General features: G+C 53.7%; 31 protein-coding genes. 8 read left to right on the top strand and 23 right to left on the bottom strand.

Features of this window, described 5'->3' with window-relative positions:
- Window positions 1–11 precede the first annotated feature (11 nt).
- The 7 genes from FF011L_RS26970 to FF011L_RS01485 all read right to left on the bottom strand — a co-directional run bounded on the left by FF011L_RS26970 (window position 12) and on the right by FF011L_RS01485 (window position 7828).
- Window positions 12–137: a hypothetical protein gene (locus FF011L_RS26970; protein WP_261342555.1), complete on the bottom strand. Its 126-nt coding sequence runs from the start codon at window positions 135–137 to the stop codon at window positions 12–14.
- Between the two features lie 338 nt (window positions 138–475).
- The gene (locus tag FF011L_RS01460) at window positions 476–1381 is read right to left on the bottom strand and encodes a sterol desaturase family protein (protein ID WP_145349624.1); all 906 of its coding nucleotides are present in this window, start codon (window positions 1379–1381) and stop codon (window positions 476–478) included.
- 686 nt (window positions 1382–2067) lie between these two features.
- Window positions 2068–2355: a hypothetical protein gene (locus FF011L_RS01465; RefSeq protein WP_145349625.1), complete on the bottom strand. Its 288-nt coding sequence runs from the start codon at window positions 2353–2355 to the stop codon at window positions 2068–2070.
- A 289-nt stretch (window positions 2356–2644) separates the two neighbouring features.
- A complete protein-coding gene (locus tag FF011L_RS01470; protein WP_218932939.1) occupies window positions 2645–2986 on the bottom strand; it encodes a DUF1731 domain-containing protein in 342 nt (113 codons plus the stop codon).
- A 102-nt stretch (window positions 2987–3088) separates the two neighbouring features.
- Window positions 3089–4099, bottom strand: coding sequence for an HAD family hydrolase (locus FF011L_RS01475; protein ID WP_145349627.1), 1011 nt, complete (start codon window positions 4097–4099; stop codon window positions 3089–3091).
- A gap of 205 nt (window positions 4100–4304) precedes the next feature.
- Window positions 4305–6032 carry an arylsulfatase gene (locus tag FF011L_RS01480; protein WP_145349628.1) on the bottom strand — a complete coding sequence of 576 codons (1728 nt, stop codon included), beginning with the start codon at window positions 6030–6032 and terminating at the stop codon, window positions 4305–4307.
- A gap of 812 nt (window positions 6033–6844) precedes the next feature.
- On the bottom strand, window positions 6845–7828 hold the full coding sequence (locus FF011L_RS01485) for an epimerase (protein ID WP_145349629.1): 984 nt from the start codon (window positions 7826–7828) through the stop codon (window positions 6845–6847).
- 790 nt (window positions 7829–8618) lie between these two features.
- Between FF011L_RS01485 and FF011L_RS01490 the strand changes: the two genes are divergently transcribed.
- The 3 genes from FF011L_RS01490 (at window position 8619) to FF011L_RS01500 (ending at window position 12151) form a co-directional block, all read left to right on the top strand.
- Window positions 8619–9047, top strand: coding sequence for a DUF3302 domain-containing protein (locus tag FF011L_RS01490; RefSeq protein WP_145349630.1), 429 nt, complete (start codon window positions 8619–8621; stop codon window positions 9045–9047).
- A gap of 14 nt (window positions 9048–9061) precedes the next feature.
- The gene (locus FF011L_RS26075) at window positions 9062–10477 is read left to right on the top strand and encodes an HlyD family secretion protein (RefSeq protein WP_218932940.1); all 1416 of its coding nucleotides are present in this window, start codon (window positions 9062–9064) and stop codon (window positions 10475–10477) included.
- A 396-nt stretch (window positions 10478–10873) separates the two neighbouring features.
- Window positions 10874–12151, top strand: coding sequence for an outer membrane beta-barrel protein (locus FF011L_RS01500; RefSeq protein WP_218932941.1), 1278 nt, complete (start codon window positions 10874–10876; stop codon window positions 12149–12151).
- Between the two features lie 318 nt (window positions 12152–12469).
- Here the strand turns inward: FF011L_RS01500 and FF011L_RS01505 are convergent, their stop codons facing one another.
- From FF011L_RS01505 to FF011L_RS01515, 3 genes are all read right to left on the bottom strand, one after another.
- Window positions 12470–12919, bottom strand: coding sequence for a zinc ribbon domain-containing protein (locus tag FF011L_RS01505; protein WP_145349632.1), 450 nt, complete (start codon window positions 12917–12919; stop codon window positions 12470–12472).
- Between the two features lie 103 nt (window positions 12920–13022).
- Window positions 13023–13292, bottom strand: coding sequence for a hypothetical protein (locus FF011L_RS01510; protein WP_145349633.1), 270 nt, complete (start codon window positions 13290–13292; stop codon window positions 13023–13025).
- 797 nt (window positions 13293–14089) lie between these two features.
- Complete coding sequence (locus tag FF011L_RS01515) at window positions 14090–14647, bottom strand: hypothetical protein (RefSeq protein ID WP_218932942.1); 558 nt, start codon at window positions 14645–14647, stop codon at window positions 14090–14092.
- A 152-nt stretch (window positions 14648–14799) separates the two neighbouring features.
- On the opposite strand from FF011L_RS01515, the gene FF011L_RS01520 reads away from it, so the two are divergent.
- Together FF011L_RS01520 and FF011L_RS01525 are read left to right on the top strand one after the other, a co-directional pair.
- Window positions 14800–15042, top strand: coding sequence for a ribbon-helix-helix domain-containing protein (locus tag FF011L_RS01520; protein ID WP_145349634.1), 243 nt, complete (start codon window positions 14800–14802; stop codon window positions 15040–15042).
- Window positions 15042–15275 (top strand): type II toxin-antitoxin system RelE/ParE family toxin, encoded by a 234-nt coding sequence (locus FF011L_RS01525; RefSeq protein ID WP_145349635.1) that lies wholly within the window; start codon window positions 15042–15044, stop codon window positions 15273–15275. Before FF011L_RS01520 ends, FF011L_RS01525 begins: the two co-directional genes overlap by 1 nt.
- Before the next feature lie 145 nt (window positions 15276–15420).
- Here FF011L_RS01525 and FF011L_RS01530 read toward each other — a convergent pair whose 3' ends face one another.
- Window positions 15421–15759: a hypothetical protein gene (locus FF011L_RS01530; protein WP_145349636.1), complete on the bottom strand. Its 339-nt coding sequence runs from the start codon at window positions 15757–15759 to the stop codon at window positions 15421–15423.
- 268 nt (window positions 15760–16027) lie between these two features.
- On the opposite strand from FF011L_RS01530, the gene FF011L_RS01535 reads away from it, so the two are divergent.
- The 3 genes from FF011L_RS01535 (at window position 16028) to FF011L_RS01545 (ending at window position 17518) form a co-directional block, all read left to right on the top strand.
- Window positions 16028–16273 (top strand): ribbon-helix-helix domain-containing protein, encoded by a 246-nt coding sequence (locus FF011L_RS01535; protein WP_145349637.1) that lies wholly within the window; start codon window positions 16028–16030, stop codon window positions 16271–16273.
- Window positions 16270–16593, top strand: coding sequence for a type II toxin-antitoxin system RelE/ParE family toxin (locus FF011L_RS01540; RefSeq protein WP_145349638.1), 324 nt, complete (start codon window positions 16270–16272; stop codon window positions 16591–16593). Before FF011L_RS01535 ends, FF011L_RS01540 begins: the two co-directional genes overlap by 4 nt.
- A 367-nt stretch (window positions 16594–16960) precedes the next feature.
- Window positions 16961–17518 (top strand): ThiF family adenylyltransferase, encoded by a 558-nt coding sequence (locus FF011L_RS01545; protein ID WP_246109658.1) that lies wholly within the window; start codon window positions 16961–16963, stop codon window positions 17516–17518.
- A 1319-nt stretch (window positions 17519–18837) separates the two neighbouring features.
- On the opposite strand, the gene FF011L_RS01550 is transcribed toward FF011L_RS01545, so the two are convergent.
- The 12 genes from FF011L_RS01550 to FF011L_RS01600 all read right to left on the bottom strand — a co-directional run bounded on the left by FF011L_RS01550 (window position 18838) and on the right by FF011L_RS01600 (window position 25078).
- Window positions 18838–19356 (bottom strand): hypothetical protein, encoded by a 519-nt coding sequence (locus FF011L_RS01550; protein ID WP_145349641.1) that lies wholly within the window; start codon window positions 19354–19356, stop codon window positions 18838–18840.
- Between the two features lie 232 nt (window positions 19357–19588).
- Window positions 19589–20017, bottom strand: a complete 429-nt coding sequence (locus FF011L_RS01555) for a DUF4357 domain-containing protein (RefSeq protein WP_246109659.1) — start codon at window positions 20015–20017, stop codon at window positions 19589–19591.
- Entirely contained in the window at window positions 19948–20259 is a 312-nt protein-coding gene (locus FF011L_RS26665; RefSeq protein ID WP_246109967.1) for a hypothetical protein, read from the bottom strand. Before FF011L_RS26665 ends, FF011L_RS01555 begins: the two co-directional genes overlap by 70 nt.
- Before the next feature lie 249 nt (window positions 20260–20508).
- On the bottom strand, window positions 20509–21150 hold the full coding sequence (locus FF011L_RS01560) for an SMI1/KNR4 family protein (RefSeq protein ID WP_145349643.1): 642 nt from the start codon (window positions 21148–21150) through the stop codon (window positions 20509–20511).
- Between the two features lie 159 nt (window positions 21151–21309).
- The gene (locus FF011L_RS01565; RefSeq protein ID WP_145349645.1) at window positions 21310–21708 is read right to left on the bottom strand and encodes a hypothetical protein; all 399 of its coding nucleotides are present in this window, start codon (window positions 21706–21708) and stop codon (window positions 21310–21312) included.
- Window positions 21709–21875: 167 nt separating this feature from the next.
- Complete coding sequence (locus FF011L_RS01570) at window positions 21876–22334, bottom strand: GIY-YIG nuclease family protein (protein ID WP_145349647.1); 459 nt, start codon at window positions 22332–22334, stop codon at window positions 21876–21878.
- 165 nt (window positions 22335–22499) lie between these two features.
- The gene (locus tag FF011L_RS26080; RefSeq protein ID WP_218932943.1) at window positions 22500–22796 is read right to left on the bottom strand and encodes a hypothetical protein; all 297 of its coding nucleotides are present in this window, start codon (window positions 22794–22796) and stop codon (window positions 22500–22502) included.
- A gap of 149 nt (window positions 22797–22945) precedes the next feature.
- Window positions 22946–23251 (bottom strand): type II toxin-antitoxin system RelE/ParE family toxin, encoded by a 306-nt coding sequence (locus tag FF011L_RS01580; RefSeq protein ID WP_145349651.1) that lies wholly within the window; start codon window positions 23249–23251, stop codon window positions 22946–22948.
- The gene (locus tag FF011L_RS01585; RefSeq protein ID WP_145349653.1) at window positions 23244–23477 is read right to left on the bottom strand and encodes an addiction module protein; all 234 of its coding nucleotides are present in this window, start codon (window positions 23475–23477) and stop codon (window positions 23244–23246) included. The genes FF011L_RS01580 and FF011L_RS01585 overlap by 8 nt, the downstream gene beginning before the upstream one ends.
- Before the next feature lie 261 nt (window positions 23478–23738).
- Window positions 23739–24059, bottom strand: coding sequence for a hypothetical protein (locus FF011L_RS01590; protein ID WP_218932944.1), 321 nt, complete (start codon window positions 24057–24059; stop codon window positions 23739–23741).
- Window positions 24060–24207: 148 nt separating this feature from the next.
- Window positions 24208–24540 carry a thioredoxin family protein gene (locus FF011L_RS01595; RefSeq protein WP_145349657.1) on the bottom strand — a complete coding sequence of 111 codons (333 nt, stop codon included), beginning with the start codon at window positions 24538–24540 and terminating at the stop codon, window positions 24208–24210.
- Between the two features lie 217 nt (window positions 24541–24757).
- The gene (locus tag FF011L_RS01600) at window positions 24758–25078 is read right to left on the bottom strand and encodes a hypothetical protein (RefSeq protein ID WP_145349659.1); all 321 of its coding nucleotides are present in this window, start codon (window positions 25076–25078) and stop codon (window positions 24758–24760) included.
- Window positions 25079–25606 lie beyond the last annotated feature (528 nt).

The raw sequence follows: 25606 nt of genomic DNA on the forward strand, positions 1-25606 counted from the left end.
ACGAAAGACACCTATTCACCTTCTCGCATCGATTGCGCACGTTGCGGTTTTAGATAGTTGGCAAGCGGAGGGAAATAGCTGCGTTTGACTCCGCTGCGCAAGACCATTTTGCGAACGTGGTGCAGATCGGCAACCAAAGTTTGGCTTCGTGACGATCTGCTGGAAGGGGCTTTGTCGTCTCAGATTCTGTTTGCAGCCTTAATCGCTGGTTCATTCGCGTGGCTTAGCGCTCGCGTATCTTCGCTTTACGCCATCGGTGGGGCTACGTTGAGTCTGTAGATGACCGTTTTAGCTTTTGGCTTTTGATTAGCCGATTTAGGTTAGTCGCTGGGGATCGGAAGCGATGGTGAATCGCCCGACGTAAAGCATTTGCCATTCAAAACCAGCAAGCGGCTCAGGACTTTTTTTCTCGCCCAATCACGTGGCTTGATTGGACGAAAAACAAGCAGCTGGCAATCAAACTCAGAGCGAATGGTCAGTGATCGCCCAAAGATCTTTCGGGAGACACACCCCGTCTCGGCCGCGGAGCTGGGGTTCGATAGCCAGGTGCTCGGTCTATTCGTATCGTCTTGCGTTCCGTAGCTTCGGATTCGGCCGCCAGCGTTTGGCGAACGCTGTCTTCAGAGACGGTGGTCGCTTGATCGTCCAGAAAAGTTCCCATCCAGCGATCCCAGACGTTGAAGAACGCTCCGAAGTTAACTCGCATGTTGGTGTGATGGTTGTCATGATGAGTGACGGTATTGAAGCCTTTGAAAAACCGCCGTTGTGAGATCCACTTGGGTACCATCTCAAACCCAGTATGGCCTGCGACGTTAACGACTGTGTCGTAGCTGAGGAATGCTAGTAGAACGAGCGGATGTAAAGGCAAAAACACGACAATCATGATAATGCCCAAGAATTGAGTGATCGCTTCTGCTGGCTGGAAAGCGTAGATTGCCCACGGGCTGGGGCTGACAGATTTGTGGTGGCCTGCGTGGAAGTACTTAAACACCGGACGCCAATGCATGAAGCGATGGGTCCAATAGAAAAAGGTGTCGTGAATCACTAAGCATAAGAAAAAGCTAAGCGGTAAATACCAAAGCCCATACAGGGTGATATCACGATAGATGCTGGTCATGCCAGCTTTGTACATTTCAAACAATCCAGTTCCCAGGATCGAAAAAATAGCAATTGTCTGCAGCGAGAGCTTAACTTCTCGACGAATGCCACGTTTTGTGGGTCGCCGCTCTTGGATGCGGCGTCGCTCCTTTTCAGGATCCGTGCGAACGAAGTAAGCGTAGTACGATTGTCCGCAGGGCAGCAGGTATCCAAACACCAAAATGAATAGAAAGATCGCGGCGAACTCTGTTGCGAGCGTTGCGATCAGGTTCGATGTGGACATGTTTTACCCCTCCAAAGTCATGCAAGCCGATACCACCGGCCAAATTCCTGCCAGCAAGACGCTCGCAGCTGAGCTCGATTCAATGCGCAAAGGATGCCGCAAATGATGTGCCACTCAGTCGTTCGGCCGGTTCAGCAAACGAGAGAACGCTGATATCGCTGGAACAGGACGCGTCTCAATCATTGTTGAAAGATGGTCTCTCAACGAGCGGGCTCTGTACTCCGAACCTTACTAGTTTTTTCGGCTGCAAACGGTGGAGAGACCATCGCAAATGAAGTTAGTCTTTTAGAATTTCTGGGGTAAGTTTATGTTTCGGAGAGATGAAGGATCTTTCGCAACTTTCTGCGAGGTCACGCGTGAAAAAGGTTCTGTGCAGTCTTGGCCGTGGAGGTAGCCGAGTTGTGCGGTCTCATGCGCGCCCCATCGCTCAGCCAAATTGAACGTGCCGGCCCAAATTCAGAGCGCGCGTTGTATGAGAAAGAACGCGAAGAAGTTGATTTGTCGCAGGCTGATTACTGTTGTACTAGCCCGGTTGGGGGTCTCCTCATATCGCCCGTTAGCATTTGCTTTGACATAGAAATGGCAGAGCAGTTCAAAAGCATCTTTTGGTGTGATTGACAGTGCTGGTACCCGCTGGCAAATCAAAGGGACTCGCGTAAAAAAATATATTGCCGACTGTCGAGCGACTAGAAGTTAGGACTGATTCGACCTAGCGGGAAGTTCATGAGCGTGACAATCGCTGTAAAGAGTAACCACCCGGGAAGAGTGACCAGTGCAAAAAAGAATCCGCTCACCAATCGTTCATGCAACATGAACGCACGAAACCAAAGTACGGCAGCGTAGAGACAAACCAGTGGCATGGTGAAGTTTGACGCCGCCATTCCGAAATCTTCGACCTCGGTTGCACGTTCAGCGTAGATGCCAACGATGTCCGTTGCGAACATCGTCAGCGGCCAGGCGAATAGGGCAAGCAAGATGCATCGACCTGACGTGCGGGGCCAAAATATAGACCGGTTCAGAGTTGTCTGGTCGCCGGAACCTCGCTTAGCCGAAGCCGGTTCGTAAGGATTTGGCTGTTCGGTCACTGAAGTCGCTTAACGGAACGTTTTTATGTCACTGCCGTGAACGAAGCAAGCGACTCTGAGCGAAGAGAGATTCTAACAGCAGGAGCGTACATTGCGAAACAATGAAGCTGATTGCGAAGCGACCATGTGTCAAAAACATGTTGTGTGGCCGTCTCGTTTTTATTCAGCATTCGCCGCATTAGGAAACTGAACTCGAGTGCCTTTTGTCGGCGATCAGACGCAAATGAAAAAGCTCCCGCAGTGCATCGCTCAGTTGCGGATACTCGAATTCGAATCCTGCTTCGGTCAATCGTTGTGGCATTACATATCGACCGTATAGCGCCAGTTCGGGATCGGTACGTAGGAACCAGTACGCTCCAAAGCGGACCATCGACTCTGTTGCTGGCAATCCGACTGGCATTCGCATCGTTTTGCGGAGCTGTCGCATGAAATCAATTTGTGACACCGGGTTCGGCGAACTTGCAACGTATGCTCCCTGTATCGACGAATCAAGGACTGCACGTTCGAAGATACGGTTCATGTCTCTTTCGTGAATCCAACTCATGCCTTGACTGCCGCTGCCAACCTTGCCGCCTAAGCCGAGTCTTGTGAGAAAGCGTAAGTGCGAGCAGGGATAGATCCTCTATTCTTCGAACGCGAAGATTCGTTTCCAGTCGTTCTTGATACTGATAACGGTCCAGCCATCCTTGTTTGCTTTATCGAACAGCGGCTGGGTGAATGTGCCTACTCGTGTTTTAGGCAGCCCTTCCGCTGGGCCGTACGCATATTCACGTACAGGATCATCGTGAAGCAGGATCATGGAAAGTCTCGCTCCATCGCCAGCGTTCGTGTATTCAAGCATCTGCTGATCGCCCGTGGAATTGCCGAATGCTGCGACGGGGCGACGCCCGATCATCAAGTGAATGCCCTCGGGTTTGCCGGCATTATTGTCGTTGAGCAGCAATTTCGGTTCCTTGATGAGAATCGGGTTGCCGTTCTTGTCGTATTGATATTTTGTTCCGCCTGCGGTCCCTACCACCTGCTCAGGCGGGATTCCATAGACTTTCTCTGAATAGACGCGGACAAAATCTTGGCCACCACCAGTGACAATGTAGGTTTTGAATCCATTGGCACGCAGGTACTCAAGAACCTCCTGCATTGGCAGGTAAGTCAACGCGGTGTATGGCTTTTTCCAGCGAGGGTGTTCGGCGGTGTCGATCCAGGCATTTACTTCCGCTTGAAACTGCTCGGTCGACATCCCCGTTAGAGTTGCAGCGAGAATCTTCATCAGTTCGTCTTTCGGGAGCTTCGCGATCGCTTCACGGTCTCCTGAAAGCACGGTTTTGAACGGTTCGATGTTCTTTAGTTCCGGCTTTTCGGCAACGACAGCCGGCACTCGTTCTAGGCAAAACATTACTTGCGAATACATCGGATGTTCGACCCACAGCGTGCCGTCTTGGTCGAACGTCGCGATCCGTTCCTCGGGCGCCACGAACTGTGGGCTGCCCACAGTCGTTGTAGCTTTCACAAATTCAACGATGGCTTGTTTCGCCGGCCCATCGTTCCAGGAAGGCAAAGCGTCTTGACCGTAGGATTTCGAGATAGCGGCAAAAAAGATTGCTAACAAAATCCAAGATTTGGGCAGTGTGTTCATGGGGTAAGTTCTACTTGCGCCAAAATTGGCAGGATGCAAAATGGAAAGAAAAACGGGGCGTACTCATGTTGGAAGCAGTAACCAATGAACCGTTCGAAGAACTTGCTATTGCCCCGTTACGCTATGCCACTTTCTCCGATAGCTCAGCTTGCGGATGCCCAAAATTGGACACCCGCAAGCATGTTCAAAATTCAGCAGTTCTCACTCAGTCGCTGGGATGTCCAGAATTAGAGATCGCACGCTTCTGTGCCTCAATCTGTTCCATGACCTGGCCCAGGTTGTACGAAGGTGGCGCCTGCATTGGCGGGAATTCGATGAACGACTCCAGATGTCGAAGTGCGATTCCCTGACTAATCGGTAGCAGATTCCAATCGTAAATGTAGGCCGTGCTTGGCGACGCCAACGAGCCCTGGATGGATGCGGCAGTCTTTTGCGTGGATCCGACCGCTTGTTCGAACGGATCGCGCTTGATGTTGTTGACCAACGTGAAGTTGTAGTTGATTAACGGATTGAGCCAGCCGTCTGGGCCGGGACCTGACATCGAGTAGTAGAACTTCCAGTTCTTGTAACGCACGGCAGATAGGGTCGCGCCCGAGTAGTAGATGAACGTTTGGCGAGCCGATTTGTCGGTCTTATTGGTCAGGTAATCGATCTGGTTGATTCCGGCGAGCTTCGTTTTGACGAAGTTCGGATACTTCCCAGCCTGGATCTGTTTATCCAGCTTGTCGCCCTTGGGGCCACCAGCGATTTCGGTCAATGTAGGCATCCAGTCGTAGGATGCAAACATTTCCTTGTAAAGCGTACCGGGCTTGACGTGACCAGGCCAGCGAATGATACAAGGGACGCGGTAACCGCCCTCCCATGCTTGGCCTTTCTGGCCTTTAAACGGAGTGACGCCGCCGTCGGGATAGCTGATCGCTTCGGCACCATTGTCCGTCGTAAAGACGACGATGGTGTTGTCCAGCTCACCCATTGCTTCAAGTTTCTCAAGGACATACCCGATGTTGTCGTCCATCTGCTTCATGCCAGCTTCATTGGCTCCCCAGTCTTTGCCGCCTTTCACGCCGATCATGTTTTCATATTTCGGTGAAAGCACGGTGGTGACGTGCATGCGAGCCGGGTTGTACCAGCAGAAGAATGGCTTGTCGGTTTTTTCGGGATCGTTGCGGTCAAGCCAGTCGATGACCTTCGCGGAGATTTCCTCGTCAATTGTCTTTGAGCGCTCTAGTGTGAGCGGGCCATCGCCTTTGACCTTTTGGTTCTTCAGCGTCCCGTCTACGGAGGTGCTGGAGATCATAGGCCGCGGTGGGATCAACGAAATGTTGGTTTTTGGATCCACGGATCCGGGAGGCGGTGTCAGCCCTTCGATCGGTGTGTTCAGTCCCGGAGGCGCTACGGCCTGCTCCGTCGGTGACTTGTTGATGTCAGGGAAGCTGACCTGCTGCATGGCGTCGAGGTGATACAGGTATCCCCAGTATTCCTGGAAACCTTGTGCCGTCGGCAACGATTCGGCGTGGTCGCCCAGGTGATTCTTGCCGAACTGGCCGGTTGTATAGCCCTGGTTGTATAGGATCTTGGCAATGGTTGGTGTGCCAGGACGCAGCCAAGCAGGGCTGCCAGGAAGCTGCGGAACGGTCAAACCCACGCGAACCGGCTCCATTCCGGTAAAAAATGCACAGCGTCCAGACGTGCAGCTCTGCATCGCGTAATAATCCATGAAGCGGCCACCTTCAGCGGCAAGGCGGTCGATGTTCGGCGTTTCGCCGACCATCAAGCCCTGGTGATACGCGCCGACGTTCATGATGCCGATGTCGTCACCCATGATGAACAGGATGTTCGGCTTTTTGGTCTGCGCCAAGGCTGTCGTAGAGACGCTCAATAGCGCTCCAATCGCAAATAAGATTGCGAAACGACTTGCGGTTCGTTGCTTCATTGGAATTCTTTTTTGGTGGATGCACGTGAGTCGTATGAGAATACAGACGTACTTAGTGGAAACTGTACCCCCTAATGTCAGTAGCAACAATGATATTTTTTGAAATTGAGTAAATAGCCACGACGCGAGGCGGTCAACGCAAGTTTACGATCGTGAGCAACTTACCCATGAAACTTCGCGTTGCTTCGGTTCAACTCGCGAGGTGATTTGACCACATCGAAATCTCGGTTGAACGCGAGCTCGTTGGCGACTTTCGTGCATCGACCGATGCGCGGTGGACGTGTGGTAACTAGCCTGCGTCGCGGTAGTACTGGGGGCTCGGTATGGCTGTTCGATTCGCGTTCATTGGTGTCATTCGCGGGCAAACTGACGGCGGAATATGATCTGCCTGCAAATCACACGAATTTCCGCGAATGCCATGATCGTGGTGCGCGGACGTCTTTTGTTGGCCACGTCCAGTGGTATTCAACTGTGTCTACGCCCAGTCAGCGGAATCGTCCCAGGTCGAGCAGTTGTGCCCACATCAAACCAACTAATGCAACCATGGCGACTACACCGCCTAGTACTGCGCCGCGTTGCAATGTGCGAATATTTCGCGTGAAGGTTTCACGATTGGTGGATGTTATCTTCACCCCGCGTAGACATAACGGAAGGTTTTAGCGTCACCGCTGTGAAAGAAGCGAGCGACTCTGAGTGAAGGGAGATTGTACCAGCAGGGCCATGCGTTGCGAAACAGTAAAGCCGGTCGTGAAGCGACTATACGTAAAAAACATTTGGTGTGGCCGTCTCGCTTTTATTCAGCATTCGCTGCATTAAGAAACCGAACTCGACTGCCTTTCGTCGGCGATGAGACGCGAATGTAATAGCTCGGACAGTGCATCGCTCAGGTGCGGATACTCGAATTCGAATCCTGCTTCGGTCAAACGCTGTGGCATTACATATCGACCGTATAACGCCAGTTCGGGATCGGTACGTAGGAACCAGTGTGCTCCAAAGCGGACGATCGACTCCGGTGCCGGCAACCCAAATGGCATTCGCAACGTTTTCCGAAGCTGACGCATGAAATCAATTTGTGACACCGGATTCGGCGAACTAGCGACGTATGTGCCCTGCATCGACGAATCCAGGACTGCACGTTCAAAAATGCGGTTCATATCTCTTTCGTGAATCCAACTCATGCCTTGTTTGCCGGTGCCAACCTTACCGCCCAAACCGAATCTTGTGAGAAAACGTAAACGCGACAATGCGCCGCCACCTGCACCGCGATCACGGCCAACAACGAAGCTTGTTCGCAACACAGTGCCACGTTGACGGGGCAAGATTGAGGCCGCGAACTGTTTTTCCCAGGCCCTGCCAATATCCGGTGCCAAGCCATGTCCCAGTGGCGATTCTTCCGAGCAGATCACCGTAGGAGGATCGCCATAAATATGCGCCGTGCTCATTTGCACCCAAACCGGTGGCGGCGACGCAATCGCTCGCATTGCCCTGCCGAGAACTCGTGTTGCCTCTACGCGTGATCGCAGAATCTCATCGCGATGGTCCGGCGTTTTAATACAGTCGACAGTGCGTCCCACCAGGTTGATGATGGCGTCGGAACCATTCAAGACAGACGACCAACCGTTTAGGGTTCGTGCGTCCCAAGCGACGAAGTCCCAAGGGCCGTCTGGCTTGGGAGGGTTCCGTGACAAAATCGTCACCTTCGCACCCAGGCTCACCATGTGGTGTGCGAGCGACACGCCCAAGAAACCGCTGCCGCCCGCAATCACGATGTGGTTCAGTAATTCTTTGTGTGTCATATATGGGCTGAAGTTGCAGGAGTCGGTGCGTAACGCTATTGGTCTAACCGCAAAAACAACGCCCGTTTAACGGACACCGTCCGGCCCGCGATCGACGAGTTACGTTGTCGTGACACTGCACAGGAACCACCGTCTGGCGACGGTAGTGACGTGGGACGTGCAATAAATAAGTTGATGATTTCCGCTCAGGCTGCTCTCGTTTGTTTCCGCCGGGCTCGTCCCGGTCGGTACAACAACTGGCAGCTACCTGAATGCCTCCCCCACTCGATCCTTCTCCGCCAGGCCCGAATCGTCTAGGCGATTCGGGCCTGGCGGAGAACCGCATTTCGATCGAACAAGAGAGTAGCTGCCAGTTGTGAGCCCGCCGGGGCAAGCCCGGAATCGGAACTCTGTTAATCAATATTTCAAATCTTGGCTTCCTGCCAGGCAAGCTGGCATGGGGCCTTTTCTCCCTGCCACACTCGCAACTTATTTACCGCACGTCCCTAGCGACGCTCGCGAGAGCGTGGACAGGCGGGGAATACGTCACGAATAAACTTTACGTCCCCCCTCTTCTTAGAAGGGGACATCGTTCCTGTGACGCAGATAGAACCGATCGACATGCTGGTCGACGGGGTACTGATGATCTCGGATGAGGATGCGTCATTGGTCGGCATCCCCACAACCTCCTCAGGCCAATGAAGTGATATGGAAGCGCCATCTAGCCCGACGGCCTAAACTGGACACTTTACTGGTCGGTAATTACACTAAGGCGGTTTTCATCGTTACCGTGGCAAACAGGGGTCGCCCTATGAAACTCGACATGTGGGACTACCTGACATTCCTTTGCTTTTTTGTGATTGGGACTGGCTTCCTTGTTACGCTGGTCTTCGTCCTGGGCTTGCCTGGACGGATCGCCCGCGCCCGCAAGCATCCAGAAGCCGAGGCGATCGACATGATGGGTTGGGTGGGATTCCTTGCCGTCGTGCCATGGATTCAGGCGTTCGTGTGGGCGTTCAAGCCGACCGATGTGATCGATATACGCCGGTTCCCGAAAGAGGAACAAGCGGCGCTTGAACAGGAGGCCCGCGAATACGCGGAAGCCAACGCACCAAGGCGATCAAAAAAGAAGCTGGCAACAGCTGCATCAGCACCATCACAAGACCCGTCGGCACCAACCGCTTCAGTGTCGTCGACAGATAAACCGGCAGCCCCAGTGCCAGACCAAGATGAGAATTAATAGGAATTCATAGAATGCTGCTTGGACTACTCATTTCTTTTGTCTACATCGCGGTTGTGTGGCTTGTCTTTTTTAAGTTCAAACTGCTGAAATTCACGATGGGTTGGGGCGTCGTGTCGGTGCTCTTCGGGCTGCACCTGCTATTGATCTTCCTGATCGGAATTCGGTTTACGGCGCCCTACTCAAAGGATGCGAAAGTCGTTCAGCATACGGTTCAGCTCACGCCTCGTTTGTCCGAACCGACTCTCGTGACAGCCGTCTTGGTGGAGCCCAATGTTCCGGTCAAGAAGGGGCAACCGCTTTTTCAGTTTGATCGTCAGCTTTACGAAAGTAAGGTCAACGCAGCCAAAGCGAAGCTCGCCGCAGCTGAGCAATCTGTCCTGCAGTTGAAAGCCTCGTTGGACGCTGCCACTGCGACGGTGGACGAATCTCGGGCAAAGAAGGTAACGCTGCAAGCCGCACTCGTGGCCTCGACGAAAGCGGTTGCGGAGGCCAAGGCAAAACAGGTTACACTCAAGTCCGCGTTGGATTCGGTTATCGCGACCTTGGCAGAAGCCAAAGCGGAACGACTGTACTCCCAGGAAACCCTCCAGATTGCGGAGTCGATCAAGGTAAGTAACAGCAACGCCATTAGTCAGATGAAATATGACCAGGCGGCGACAGAACTTAAAAGGTACGACGCCAAGGTTGACGCCGCCCAAGCGAATGTCGAACGGGCCCGGTCGGCCTATGAACAGGAAGCTCTGGCAGCGATCGATGTGGCGGTCGCGAACGAGGCGCGACTGCGGTCCGAAGCTGGCGCTGAAGCCGATGCAGCGATCGCTGTCACCATCGCCAACCAGAACGCCGCTCGCTTGGCCTTCGAATCACAGATCGACGGCGAGAATACTTTGGTAGCGCAATGCAAGGCAGAGTTGGCGGAGGCGACGTACTACTTGGACAATACTACGATGGTCGCCCCTGCAGATGGGTACATTATCAACCTGCAAGTCCAGCCTGGGATGGTGGCAGGGATCGTGCGATTCGGGGCAATCGCTACCTTCATCGTTGATGCCGAAAGGTATGTGTTAGCGACCTACACCCAGGAACAACTTAAGTATGTCAAAGAGTCGCAGTCCGTGGAGGTTGCGTTCGATCTGTACCCGGGAGAAATTTTTAAGGGAAAAGTCGAGAACATCTGGCAAGGAAGTGGCGGTGGTCAAATGACGCCCAGTGGTCAATTGCCGACGTTCGTCCCCCAGGATCCCGACCAGCCCCAGGGCTTGTTTGCCGTCCAGATTGTCATGGACGACGAGAACGAATCACAGTTTCCCATCGGCGCTCAGGGCGCGGCCGCGATCTATACCGGCAACGAAGGTTTTGGGGCGCTGCGGAAAATTGGGATCCGCGGCTACAGTTGGTCTAACTGGCTCTACCCGATGGACTTCTAACATTCTGGATCTTTTCGATTCAATTGTTCCAGGTTCCAAGCCAACAGCAACGATCAAGAAATCTTCTCGAAGCTGTGGATGAACGCGGCGATTGTCAGTCGCAGCCGCCCTCACCATTCAAGGTGTTATCTGTTTTCTCGCCGGCGGGTAGCTGCTGCTGTGCGAAGTGGCTTCGGCGGAGCCATAAGGAATCCGGATTGTCGGTATTGTTTTCCTGATCGGAACCGTCCGCGTCACGGCTTGCTGGTCATCGACCGACGTCCACCTTTTCCTTCGCACGCTTGATTCTTCTGACGATACAGACACGGTATTGTGCTTTCGCGCGGCTTGGCGGCCCCCGCCCCAATCAAGGGGGCTGGAATGCGGAACCGGTTGCCTTGCACGAGGATGGCGCGGATGGATTCGCTCAAGGATGTTTTTTTGACGGGCTTGGTGATTCTCGTATTTACCACGCAGGATTTCGCCGTGGACGCGGCAGGCATGGACGATGGTGGCCAGATCGGATGTGACGCGAGCGTCTGTGACGGTTCCAATGTTTCTTGGCCGCGAATGTACACTTCTAAGTTGGCGGACGCATGGGGATTGACCATCAGCGGTCATCTTCAGCAAGGCACCACGACGAACTCGGGGAATCCAATCAATCCGCCATCTGGCTCAGGCAACATGCCGGCGACGCTATTCAACTATCGAAATGACGAGTACATGCTCAACCAGATGGCGTGGACAGTCGCCCGCAAGGCGGACAACGGCGGATCCGGTTGGGATGTCGGCGGTCAGATTGATTTCGTGTACGGCACTGACTACATCTTCTTGCAATCGCGAGGACTGGAGACGGACGGTGATTTTCTAAACCGCTGGAACAGCAGCAACGGCAGCGGAGTCGGTGGAAATGGATTGATGGGTTTGGCGCTGCCGCAACTGTATCTCGAAGTTGCTTACAACGACCTGACGTTCACTCTTGGGCATTTTTATGAGCCCCTTGGATATGAGCGTCCCGTGCCGACTGAAAACTTCTATTATTCCACGTCTTACGGCCACAATTTTGGCTTCGAAACATCGCAAGTCACGGGTGCCATGGTGGATTGGCAGGCCAATGACCAGTGGACTTTCACGGGAGGGGCTCATCGTGGAATGTTGAATTGGGAGGACAACAATAATGATCTGAACGCCTTCGCTGGATTCACATACATCCCAGCGGGGAAGCAGGAGTCGCTCCAGTTCCTTTTTGATATTGGCAAGGAAGATGATGCCGGAACGGCATATCGTTACTTACATAGCATCACCTTCAGTAAGGAGATTGGTAATTCTTGGAGCTACGTCATTCACAGTGACTTTGGCGCGGAGCAACACGCAGCGGCCGATGGAGGAATGGCATACTGGTACAACGTTGTTCAGTGGCTGGCGTATCAGATCGACGATCACTGGGCGATGGGCGTGAGGTATGAATGGTTCGACGACATCGACGGTGCGGCGGTGTCGCCGACGCCCGGTCCAGGCGTTTATCATGACATTACGCTGGGGCTAAACTACAAACCAAATAAAAGCGTCATCGTCCGCCCGGAAATCCGTTGGGATTGGTTCGATTCAGATACTGGCGTTGGTCCCGGGCCATTCGCGAATGGGACCAAACGGAATCAATTCATGGCCGCCGTGGATATGACTCTCTCTTTCTAGTCATGCCCAAAGTCTAGTTTTAAAATTAGCCGGTTTAGTGAGTGCGGTCAGTCACGTAGATGCCGGGAATGGGGAAATCGAACCGTGCCGCTCGGCAATCGTACAGAAAGCACAATGCATTTGCTGGTCGGCTTGCACCGATCCGCCAAGAAATCCGCCCGCAGATGCCAAAGTCGTTGGCATTAGGATCGCGCTCTTCCGCTAAGAATTTAAGTTTGGGATCACCTCATCGCGGAAGCATGCTTGGCCGATAATACGTCATCAATACATTTCACGTCCCCAGCGACTAGCGTAAGAACATGTTGTCCGCCGCGTAGCTCAGATGGGTTCCCCGCATTCTTGGCAGAACTTTGAGTCGTCTTCGTTCAGCTTCTGGCAGCTGCGGCATCTGATCACCACTTTGGGTTCAGAGCCACGGTCCAGCATTTCGGGAATGCCTGATTCATCCAATGCGTCTGCGACCATCCCGCCGGTCATTTTACTATACGGCTTCAGGTCTTCTCTGGCTTTCTTAGGGTCAAGAACAACTCCAGAACCGGCAAGTCCACGCGCCCCAATGTGAGCAATTATTTTACCGGCAACGAAGAGAACCATCCCGCCGATTGCACGAAATACGAACGAGCGAGTTTGTCCCTCAAAATTGTCGAAGTTTCCAAAGTTCATCGCTCCGGTAACGAAGACCGATAAGAAGAGTAAAACACCCGCGATTGAAATGGCGATACCGATGTAGTACGCAGTCTTGCGTTCATTTGAAATTTGGTCGCTCATTGTGAATGGCCTGCGGAAGGTTTGGCCGACGCCGATAGTGACCGAAGCGATCGGCGTTAAATAGGATCGGTTAATGATACGTTAGTTGCGGTAAATAACCAAATCAGGTGTCTGCGGTGCTCCGCACCCGTTGGCGTTCTCGAAGGCTCCAGCTGTTCTCCCCAGCCAGCGACCTTCCAACATTAAAGCCGCAGCGTACCGGCCAAACCATGTTGGGCGTCGCTGAATGCCCAAAAAGCGATCCATCCCGAAAGACATCAAACCGACCGCGCAACCAATGCGAAGTTTGAATCACCGATAGATACAGACAGACACGGATGATGTGAATAGCCGAACGCCAGTCGTGCGCGCCAAGCATGACATTCGCGCTCATTAGCGGGCAAATTTTGCGTGGCAGATTTTTGCCCGCGAATCACGCCAATAAGCGCGAATGAATCGCCGGGGTGTGACTGGTTGCCTAATCGAAGCGATCACGGCCATCGCTTCGCTGGAATTTTCCACCTCCGAGAGTCCGTCCGCGCACCCGCGAACCACAACAGTCTGAGACGCCTAACGAAAGGTTTTGCCGACACCGTTTGTAAACGAAGCGATTGACGTGAGCTAGGATCCTTTAACGATACGTTAGTTGAGGTGAATCGCCAAACCAGGTGTCCGCGGTGTACCGGACCGGTTGACGTTCTCGAAGGATCATGCCGTTTTCCTAGCGAAAAATGTTCTAACAGTGAAGCCGCGGCATTGAGGCCAAACCATGTTTTGCGTCGATGTCTTTTGCTACCTGGCCGGCCTTGAGATTCGGTTCGCAAGCACTGCCCCAGCAGTCCCGCCAGCAACCATCGCAACCGCCCATAAGATTAAAGAAAATAGTCGCGTTCTCGAGAAGATCGGATTCTGCCAAATGAAAGTTAGGCCAAGGAACCAACCGGCAATTGTGCCAACGGCAACGAGTGCGATTAGCGTTGCCAGAGATTTCCAACGTGTTCGACTGGAAGTAAGCTTGACGTTATTCGAGTCCCGTGGCGATTCGTAAGGATTCTTCAAACGAGTGCCCGCGTAACCGAAGGTTTGTATGACACCGCCCTAAACGATTTCTGAACTACGAGAAATTGTACCAAGGCCAGCCCGCGTCGCCAAACGCGGAAGGTGTGTCGAAGGCCTAGCGGTAACTCCATGTTATGTGCCGCTTCGCAGCTGTTCGCGTTGTCTCTCGCGCAAAATGAACACGATAAGCACAACACCACCAAGAAACCCAACCAGGTAACTGGCACTATGCGCCCAGAGGTCGATCAAAAACGGCACGTGACGATCCGCGGGAACACGGTCGGCGATAGACCCAACGAGAATCACCCAGCCATTCGATGCGGCGATCCAGCCCACGAGACCAGCGAGCGTGGCAATTGCGAAAGAGATCGCGGACAATCGAATCAAGGGCTGCCATAGGGTTCGAGGTTCGCGTTTAGGCCAGCGCCCAAGGCGACATGCAGCAGCAAGTGGAACACCCAGCAGTACGCCGACCCACCAAGTCGCGATGACGCCCCAGCCGAGTCCGAGTAACGTCGGGTCGTCAGTTGGGAATGCAGGCGGGTGTCCGATTGTGAAGTATTCGACGCAAATGCGAGCCGTGATTTGGTCGTGGATGATTCCGTATGCCACACAGGTCGCGACGCACATCAGGATAATCGCGATCCATTTCATTAGGCTGCGGTACATAACGGAAGGTTTGGCCGGCATCGACGCAACCGAAGCGAAGATGTTCTGGATCTGATTCGATTGTATAATGGAAACGCGGTCCAATCCACGCCGAAGATGTCCCCGAAGGGGCTTTGCGTAAAAACCATGTTCTACGACCGTCAGAACTGCAAACCGGTTAAATTCGAGATGTCGTGGCAACAGAAATCCCAAGCGATTTAGTCCCGTTCGTACAACGAATGGTCTCCGAAAAGAGGTTCCTGAACGAGTCGGATGTGCTTGCCGAAGGGTTGCGCATGTTGCAGGCAAGGGAAACGCTTCACGCTGAAGTGCGAAAGGGGTTCGATCAGTTGGACGCCGGTAAAGGTATTCCAGCCGAAGATGTTTACCGCCGTGCGGAAGAGCGAATCCGGGAAATTGAGAATGGCAAAGACTAATGGCAAGTGTCATCTACGCACCGGAGGCAGCACGCAATTGGTTGCGCAAGATGCGGGAGGCTTGCGAAGCAATTGCGACCCAGACTCAGATGGGTGAGCTGCGGCCAAGATTTGGTGTGCCAGGAGCCCGGTCATTCAGCGTTGGCAACTACGTGATCTTCTACCGCGCGATCGAAGGTGGCGTAGAAGTGTCTCGCGTCATTCACGGCAATCGTGACATGCGAAACGTCTAGGTCGCACAACGGAAGGTTTTTACGGCACCGCCCCAGACGATTTCTGAACTACGAGAAATTGTAACAAGGCCAGCCCGCGTCGCCAAACGCGGAAGGTGTGTCGAAGGCCTAGCGTAAAAACCATGTTAGACGCCCCGGACCACGCCTATTCGATTGGGGGCTCAAAAGACAGGTCAGCGTAATCGAGCACCAAGAACAGAAAGTAGAGGCAGGCAGTTTGTTCGTGGTCCGTGATAGGATGTTTGTCAAGAAAACGATTTACGTCCGGGTAGTGATCGTTGATGCGTACGCGTTCTGCAACGGCAGCCAGTTCTTCCATTTGCTGGGGCGTTGCCGATTCGAGAAAGTCGAAGATGGTGTCATCGAATTGAAAGCGGCCGTATTCGAGCGCCGGCTCCGTAAGATACGCAAGCTCATCAGGTAGTTCGCTTAGAGCACCCGGGTCGGTCAGGCGAGGCGGCTCGGGCTCGGGAGTGTTTATCATCAGAGCGTTTGGATTTGGTGAGGATTCACCGCAGCCAATCAGCGTGAGCAAGCAGATTGCGGTAATGAGCCTCATTGGTCGAGGGTCGCCCAGCGGAAGGTTTGGCCGACACCGTTTTTGACCGGTGCGAGAAGACGTGGCAAACCGGGAGATTCTACCATTGCGGCCCCGGTTCGCCTATAATGGAAGGCGTGCCCGAAGGGCCTCAGCGGCAAAACCATGTTGGCGGTCGCGGTCCATCGGGAAAACGCCATGGAGAATCGACGACATGTCAACCGTTCCCGTTGAATTACCAGATCATTTGATGTCGTATGTGGATCAAAATGTCGAGCAAGGCGGTTTTGCGAGTGCAAGCGAATATATTGTTGCCCTGGTCGCAGCAGCAAGCGAAAAGCAGGGCGAAATTGAGCGGGCCTTGATGGCCGGAATCGCAAGCGGTCCTGCAGAGCCTTGGACAGAGAACGAATGGCAAGCGATCAAGAGCCGAGTTGTTTCAAAGGCATCGAGTAAGTGAGCGACCTGAGGCCGATCATCCGGCGTCTGAAGGCAGCGGAGGACGTCGAACACCACGCGACGTACATTGCCGATGGAAGCATTGACACGGCCTTGCGATTTCTCGAACGCGCCGAACAGACGATTAAAGGGCTGGCATTGTTTCCATCCAGCGGTTCGCTGTTTCCAAGTCGCAACCCAGAGTTCGCCGGCTTGCGAACCAAACTGGTGAAGGATTTCCCAAATCACGTTGTGTTCTACGTCGAGCGTCAGGACGCAATCGAAGTCATTCGTGTTCTACGCGGTGGGCATGACATGAGCGTCGCAGTAGAGGAAAACTAGCGACCGCACAACGGAAGGTGTGCCGAAGGCCTAGCGTAAAAAGCATGTTAGGGGACGCCTGCACCGCTATTCAGCGTTGTCAATTGTACGATCAATTGCGTTGCGCAAGGTGCGGAGAAAGGATGTAACATCATCGTTCGGGCTGAGATGAACGTTGGGGGCGAACAGTTGTACGATCACCTCTAGCATGTCCGTGAACCAGCGGTCATCGTCCGCCATCGGTGGAATTGCGTGGATGCCGAGGTAGCTCACCGCACCAACCAAGACGTTCGGGTCGATGCCGTTCTGCTCGAGCCACTCGACGTGTTTCAGTGCGAGGGATTTGTAGTGAGCCGCCCTAGTTGCAATGGAATCAAGGCTAGTCGCATTGCAACTCTCTGCAATTGGTACGCCGAGAATTCAGCTGATAGATTTCGATCAAGTCGATCTCTCCAACACGACGACACAGGGTTATCGAAGGCATGACATTGGCTGGCCCGAACCGTTCGCGTGTGGTGAAGCGATCAGTGAACTCGACCCGACTATCGAGGTCACGCGGATCGAAGATCGCTTTCGCCCACGACAATCCATTGGAAACGTTGTTTTCTGCTGTGTCGACTCGATCACGGCGCGGTCCGCGATTTGGAAGTCCGTCAACGGTCGAGCGGCATTCTGGGCCGATGGCAGAATGCTGGGCGAGGTGATTCGCGTGCTGGCTGCTGATGAAGCAGCGTCTTCAAAGCACTACGCAACAACCTTGTTCGCTGCTTCAGGAGCTCAGCAAGGAACCTGCACTTCCCGGAGCACGATCTACGCGGCGAGCATCGCTGCCGCATTGATGCTTCACCAATTCACTCGCTGGCTCCGCGACATTCCGATTGACTCGGATACGACGGTCAACCTGTTTACCGGGGAGTGGACTCTCACTGAACAAGCATCGAACTGACAACGAATTCAGGCCCTCCAATGGGACCGTACTGAATATTGCCGTCATTCACCGAATTTCGAATGGCGTGAGGCACAACGTCCTGAACACGTTTTCCGGCTCGCTGATAGCCCCACAATCTACTCAGGCGACGCCCAACTTTCCGGCATGGATATCTAACTCCATCGGAGTTCGCGATTTGCAGTGCTGCTTTCGTTCGGCCTATGGCCTCACTTCAGCAGCACTGCAAATCACCTGTCCCTGTTTCCTAACCCAATCTTTCATAACGCCTGGCACAGAAAATAGGGGCATTCCACGGAGACAAGTGAACTTTAAATCGCTCCGAATTTCTGCTTTAGCAATAACGATAGCGGCTACAATCCCAGGTATGGCACCCAACGAAAGACAAAAGCGTGACGGGCTAGCAGCCAGGAAACTTAAATCCCTACGTGCTGCTAGTCAGTTTTCGCCAATGTTCAACGTGGCAGTTGAGGTCACGGAAATGGCCGGCATGGATTCCATCGCCAACGACCTGAAAAAACATGACGATGCGACTGGGAGGCTGTCAGTCGCGATCCAGCGGTTCCAGGTAGCGTTTGTTAGGTTTGCTGATTGGGTGGAATGCTAGTGACAGAAACAAATCCCTACCGTGCCCCGGATAATTTCACCGGTGAGCCTATATCGCGTAAGTCGACGACTGTCGTCAACCAACGTAGCCTGTTCGGCGCGGTGATCTTGGGATCCTTTGGTTACATTGCGCCGTTCCTGATTCAATCATGCCTTGGCTATCCCTTGAATGTCTCAAACTATTTTTTTGATGTCTTCGGCTACGTGATGTCGTATCATCGGTCCCCCAGCGTATATGGATGCCTGCAATTGGGACCGAGTGCTTTTTGTGCTGGCGTTTTCGGGATTGCTGGGTACTTGGGTTTTCCCAACAAATTGTCTCATCGTGGGGCACGGAGGTACCTCCTGGCTGGAGTCTTAACTTGCATTTCAGGCGGTGCGTACCTCATTGTTGTAACTGTTCAATATTTCGTCTGGGATTCCCGAACTTTACTCACTGGGGCGACGGAAGCGCTGGCACATTTTGTTGCAGCCGTATTGCCTCCTGTTTTGTTCCTAGTCTTTCCAGTGTTGAAAGTTAGAACGCGAAATTTACTAAATGCATAGTATGCAGAAAAAGCTGAAGAAGTTGGACTTCGCCCCGCCAGCGACGTTGTGATTCTTCAACTGCTGAGACAGTCTGTTGCTGCACCGGCTGATCGTATAACCGCATGGGCACCACAACATCGTCCAACGACTCCCTAACCATGGGAGTTTAGTCAAGCATGTGCAGTTCAGACAATCGGCACGCCATTCGTGACAGGTCCGATGCTGAACAGGCGGGTGACAAGCTCGGTGGTTGTTTCAACGGGCGTGAACTGGCCTTTGTTGACAACGCGAATTGCTGGCCGTTCCGTTTTGAGCCCATCTTTATTGCCCTTCGTATGTTTGGCGATGCTGAAACCATCGAGCGAAGGCAATGGCATTCCTGGGGGGCCCCCAAAAAAACGATAGGTTAGCTTCATTCGGCAATCTGCACTGTCCTCGTTTCGGATGATCCAAACGACGCATCCACTCGGCTTGTCTGCCAACGCAATATTGACTTTTTGTCGACTCGTCTTACCACCGACTCGGGAAGTCTTCAGCTGTACGTGCCTGACGATATTATTGCATTCGAACACGACGTCGTAGCCAGACGCGTCGATCTCTGACCTCAGTACTTCTACCACCATACCGAAACGATAATAGACCTCCTGAAGCAGTTCTGAGATGAAAACATGTTCGACAAGTTGTTCAAAGAAGGAAGACTTCATATACGCGTCATCCTTTGATATCGTCCCGCTATGATCTGTTTGTCTCTCGGCCATCTACGCTGGTCCTTTATTTGCAATTCGACGGCTTACGCCAATTTGTACGTCTCAGGCGTAGGCTGATCGTCGATCGGATAGATTTTTTGTTAGAGATTCAGCTTGTCAGGCTAATAGATTAGCTCGCATGCGTGTCTATGAAGGTCACAGGCAGAGGCGTAGGCGAGCAGATCATTCGTCATCCGAGTCGGTTTGAACTGGCAGTTGTGAGTGGTGCCAATCTGCGTAGCTTTGACGAGTTCCCCCCAACTTTCCACGCCGTACGGCCATTCGCATTGCCGGCATTCACCGTTGCAGCGGCCGCACTGGGACTACTGAACACAACATCGTCAGTGAATTCCAGCAGACATCCATTCGGCTGTTCAGCCAGTTTGCGTTCTTCGATCAGCTGCTCACGAAGTTTACGATAGCCGTCTGTCGCCAAATAGCGAAGGCGATCGCGGGCTGGCAGCGGTAGGAACGTGATCGAAGCGGTTGAACTTTGCCCAGAGAAAGACTCTCCAACAACGACAGTCGCGACTTTGCGTAAAAAACATGTTAGGCGACCGTACCACCAGTTTCGATTTCCCCCAAGTGTGGTTCGCCGTAGGACAGAACGAACACACATTGATCGCCAACAATCAGATATTCGCGTAATTTGGCGTGGGATGCGTCGCGCAGCCAAAATTGTTCGCGTTGAGATTCCAAGTCGAACCAACCACCAGAACGCACGACCCATAGCCAGCCATTGGGTTGCGAATACGTGTTCCAGAATTCGCAGATTTGCCCCTCGTCGATGACTCGCAATGCGGAGCAGCGATCGAACGAGACACAGAAGTCGCTATGTGATTCAGACGACAGGTCGATCAAGAGCCGCGCATCGGATGTGACGTCGTAGTGGACTAACCAGACGCCAGAGTAGGCCTTCGATGCGCCAACGAGATCACATTTCGGCTCGAAGTGTATTTAGCTGAGGTCGCCTAACGGAAGGTTTTTACGACACCGCCGTTAACGAAGCGAACGGTGCTTGAGTTGGGGAAATTGTACCAATGTCATGGCTCGTTGCCAAAGAGCCAAGGTGTGCCGTAGGCCTAGCGTAAAACCCATGTTAGCGGACAATTACGGTGTCAATCGGAAGCGATTGTCAAATTCAGAAGACGCCCAGTTGACCCCGGAATCGGCCAGCACGGATTTCCACCACAGGCTCTTCGGTTGAGCAAAGCATACGGTTGCCCACGATTCAAAGAACGCGGTAAAAGTTTTGCCCATCAGAAATCCGTTTGCACCAGTGCCCCCGTCCAGCCAACTGTGATGATCGAATACTACGTTGCCGTATCCGTCAGGGTTAAGGTTCAACGAGAAATTGTCGCCGTTACCCTCTGCGTGTAGTGGAATCCAGTTGTGCATCAAGCGGTTGGTTTCGAGTGCAAGTTCCGGATCATCTGTGTGCGGGAAGCCATATTCGCGAGCAGCATCAGCGTCGTAAAATCGCCAATCACGCATCTCCAGTGCGCTGCCAACTGAGTTTTCGATGGGCTCTAGCTCAAACGAGCCGAACGGTCCGTCGTCCATGGACCAAGAGATCGACAACCCGTTGGCAAAACGGGTCACAAAGTCGATGTAGTCAGGCGGCAGGGGAAAGTCAACGCGTTTCTGAGCGGTCTCAATGTCGCTAGCCGTGGCAGCAGGGTTCAATTCCGCGTCGAGCGATATGCCCAAGCCGGATAGGTGTGCTGATACGCGATCGAGGATTTCTTGCATCTGTCCGACAACGGAAGGTTTTTACCACACCGCCCCGAACGAAGCGAGCGATGCCTGAACTGCGAGAAATTGTACCAAGGCCAACGCCCGTTGCCAAAGAGCGAAGGTGTGCCGAAGGCCTAGCGTAAAAACCATGTTGCACGACCGGTGAATCGCTATTCAGGCAGGGCATTCAGATATAAAGCTCCAAGTCGTCACTCGCAAATCGGGATTGCGACTCGGGTCACGGCGAGCAACGATACGACCGTTGAGAACCCACGCGATTTCGCCCATGCCGCCGTGAGTATCGAGAAGCCACGGTTCAGCTGCAAGGTCAGGAATGTGGTCAGTGTCGCAAACGATCAGCTGAGCGCAGCCGTGAGAGTCAACGTCGTCGAGTAGTTTGGCGACCCGAATCAGGGTTTGCATGGATGGGCCAGACCAGAAGGCGTTGACGACAACGACGGCGCGACGCAGGTCGGCAAGCACCGTCGTGGACAGATCGGCGTCGTAGCGGACGCGATCCCCGAGAAAGCCGCAATACTTCGTGATGATCGCATCGCCATCGAGGTCTGCCATCAGTTCATCTCGGTAGGTCGCACAACGGAAGGTTTCTACGACACCGCCCTGAACGAAGCGAACGATGTTTGAACTACGAAAGATTCTACCAATGCCAGCCCGCGTGACCAACCAAGGAAGGTGTGCCGAAGGCCTAGCGTAAAAACCATGTCAGGCGACGTGCACAACTAAGTGGTATCCCATGAGTTGTAAGTGGTGCGCAGTACAAGCGAAACGTAGATTTCGAGTAAGCATTGACGCACCGGATCAGTTTCCTCGACGTACCGCAAAGTCATGTTGCGAATTCGCGTCTGGGCATCAGTGAAGGCAGTTGCAAAGTCAGGTTGCGTCATCAACACGGAAATCGAGTTCTCTCGCCGGTAGGTTGCGGGATTGCCAGTCGCGAGCCGAGTGAGTTTGACGGCCAAGGCAGCCTTTCGGTGCCCGCCAGTGCAATGATCGCGGAGCCGCTTGGGCATCGTGTTGCTGCGACCCGTGTAGAGATGGACGTCATTCTCGGTGAGCAGGTAGACGCCGCGATTCGGCATGCCAGTTGGCGGTGCGACAGGGTGAATCCCCGGCATCGCAAGAAGTGCATCAAGGCGAGGTTGAAGCTGGTCGCAGTAGTTTAGAAAGCGTTCGTCCATGGAGGAAAACTAGAGTCGCCTAACGGAAGGTTTTTACGACACCGCCCTGAACGAAGCGAACGATGTTTGAACTACGAAAGATTCTACCAAAGCCAAGGCCCGTTGCCAAAGAGCCAAGGTATGCCGAAGGCCTAGCGTAAAAACCATGTTGTCCGCCCAATGCGGTCAGCCATCGGAGAGGAAGACCCCGATTGATTTGACAAGCGGTTCAGCCTCCGGAGTGTGAGCGGTGACGAAGAATCCCGACCAATTGTCCCAGTCCATGCCAATCGACCATTGTCCAACAGAGTAACCGCCGATCAGTTGATCGGGGCCGACCACCATCTCAGAGGTGGATTTGAGATTGAACTGGGCCACAATCCGGGCGACCAATTTGGGATAATCAATGGCGTCCACGTCAAACATCTCGAAGCAGAGCCGATCGCTCGCGTCTTGGTGATACTCTCCAGTGGGTTTTGTCATATCTCTGGAGCGGACAACGGAAGGTTTTTACGACACCGCCCTGAACGAAGCCTGAACTATTGGGAATTTTACCAATGCCAATGCCAACGCCCGTTGCCAAAGAGCCAAGGTGTGCCGAAGGCCTAGCGTAAAAACCATGTTGTCGGTCGCTACGAGACGGTGCGATCTGCCCAGTAACCCGGACGCTGTCTTTCGTGGGCTACTGCGATAATCTCAATTCGATCTGGTACGGCGCGATAGACAATGAAGTATGGGAATCCTTTCAGCAGGTAACGCTGAGTGCCGTATAAGTACTCTGGCCAAACTTGCGGGCCACGTGTGATTGTCTGTCGAGAACGTTCTAGTTCGTCTTGAAACCGTTCGGCCAACTTGAAAGTCACCTCGCCATAGCGGTCATGTGCTACCAGCACCTCGGCGCTCGCATCAGGGTGAAACCAGAATGGACGTTCATCCATTGCGTCGATCGCGCATCGCCGACATCACATCATTCCAAGGCGTTAGTTCGACCTCACCCCGGTCGATGGACTCCACCCTCCGTTTGATCTCAGCTGCCCATGCCTCATCTGCCGTCGGGTCTGGACTGGGGTCGAGGCTTCGCAGCAAGGAACCAGCGATGTTCGCACGCTCGATTTCGGGCAATGTCAGTGCAGCCGACAGAAGGTCTTGAGGTTGTGTGTTCATGCCAATAGTATAGCCAAAATGGGGGTGAAGGCCACCGCGACCGACAACGGAAGGTTTGGCCGACACCGTTTGTAAGCGAAGTGATCGGCGTGAAATAGGATCCGTTAATGATACGTTAGTTGAGGCGAATAACCAAATCAGGTGTCTGCGGTGTTCCGTACCTGTTGGCGTTCTCGAAGGATCCAGCCGTTTCCTTGGCGAAAGATCTTCCAACTGCGAAGCCGCAGCCTAGCGGCCCAACCATGTTGTCGGGCACGGGCGTTACGTTTCGAGCGGAACTCCAAGTTCGGTAGAGACGGCCCGCCATTGATCGAGCGTGAAAGCAAGCGCCTCGTCGTCCGAAGCGTCGGGGTTGTCGTGCTTGAACCGCGAGAAAAGACCAGAAGGTGCCTTGTGTCGCGACAGGGTTTCGCTACGCAGTTCGCGAAAACGCACCTCCGATTCGCGGACGATCGCCCAAGCCCAGTGGAAGTTCCAAAGCGTGCTCTCGATCGTGTCGGGACGTGCATACATCGAAGGGCGAGCGTAGACGTGACGGATTACGTCAGCCAGTTCATCGGCGATCTGGTCTGGAGTTCGCATCTAGTACCCGACAACGGAAGGTTTTTACGACACCGCCCTGAACGAAGCGAACGATGTCTGAACTAGGGAAATTGTACCAAGGCCAGTCCGCGTTGACAAAGTTGGAAGGTGTGCCGAAGGCCTCAGCGTAAAAACCATGTTGCACGACCTATGCAGCGGGGTTGAGGAGGCCATGGAGAAACGCACGCAAGTCCGCACGATCCATCAGGCCAACGCGGGAAGTGACGAGAGCGCCGTCGCGATACAGCGCAAGAAACGGGGGGCCATGCACGTTCAATTCACGGCAGATGTCATGGTGATCGGGTGGATCAACGTCGAATTCGGCGAACGCGATCTGGCGGAAGTGCGGCATTTGGTCGGCTAGCGCCGCGCGCATTTTGTGATCGTAACCGTTCCATACCGCCCAGCAGTGGACCACTGCGAACGAATTTGACGCAACGAAGTCAGCGTATGTTTCGTGGGTCAATTGCGGTGACGACATGTGAGGTCTAGGTCGCCTAACGGAAGGTTTTTACGTCACCGCCGTGAACGAAGCGGTTGACTCAGAGTTACGGAAGATTGTACCAATGCGAGGGGCCGTTGCCAAAGAGCCAAGGTGATCGCGGGTTTGCACCAGAGGGAACGTGACAGAAGCGATCGACCGTGGCACACCGAACGATTCTCTAACGACGACAGCCGCGACTAGCGTAAAAACCATGTTAGGCGACCGGTGGATCGTCGCTGAAGTCTCCATTCCGTACGTCTTGCAAGAGTTCGAGCAGTCCGCGACGGCGGGACGCACCGTCATCGGCATTGAGCCATTTGTTGTCGTAACGTTCCAGGTCAGCGTCAATGTTGTCGGGCGTGAACCAATCGCCCGCGCCCCGAAGCATGGCCGGAATGTTGTGCAGTGAGTCGAGAATGTCGTGAACCTCCGCGACGGTAACCGAATCGTCGTAGCGGATTCGGTAACGCAGATGGATGATGGCACGCTCCAGCAGCTTCATGTAGTCGCGTGCATCGTCCGCATCAAGATTCACTGAGGTCGCACAACGGAAGGTTTGGCCGACGCCGGTGGTGAGCGAAGCGATCGACGTTAAAGAGGATCCGTTAATGATACGTTAGTTGAGGTGAATAACCAAATCAGGTGTCTGCGGTGTGCCGTACCCGTTGGCGTTCTCGAAGGATCCAGTCGTTTCCCCAGCGAAAGGTCTTCCAGCAACGAAGCCGCAGCCTAGCGGCCCAACCATGTTGTGCGTTCACCCGATTCGCTACTGAGATCCAGCGACCCTTGCTTGGCTCGCGAATGATGTTACTGAAACTAGATGATTTTGTGTTAGCGTGATTCGCCACATGTTCGCGCTCCAGCCCACGGCGACTTGCGGGCTCGCGACAGAGAATTCAAGCCGGGCCCCGAGAACTCCACCGCCACCAAGTTCTCCCGAAGCCCACGACTCATTATGGTTCCATCAGCGAATGGCTCATTGTCCAGAGCAAGGGTCGCGTCCCAATGCGTGAACTGGTTGCAAACTAATGGACTGGAGCGAAGCGAATGATCGGGTGACCGC

Source organism: Roseimaritima multifibrata, assembly GCF_007741495.1.
Taxonomy (GTDB): domain Bacteria; phylum Planctomycetota; class Planctomycetia; order Pirellulales; family Pirellulaceae; genus Roseimaritima; species Roseimaritima multifibrata.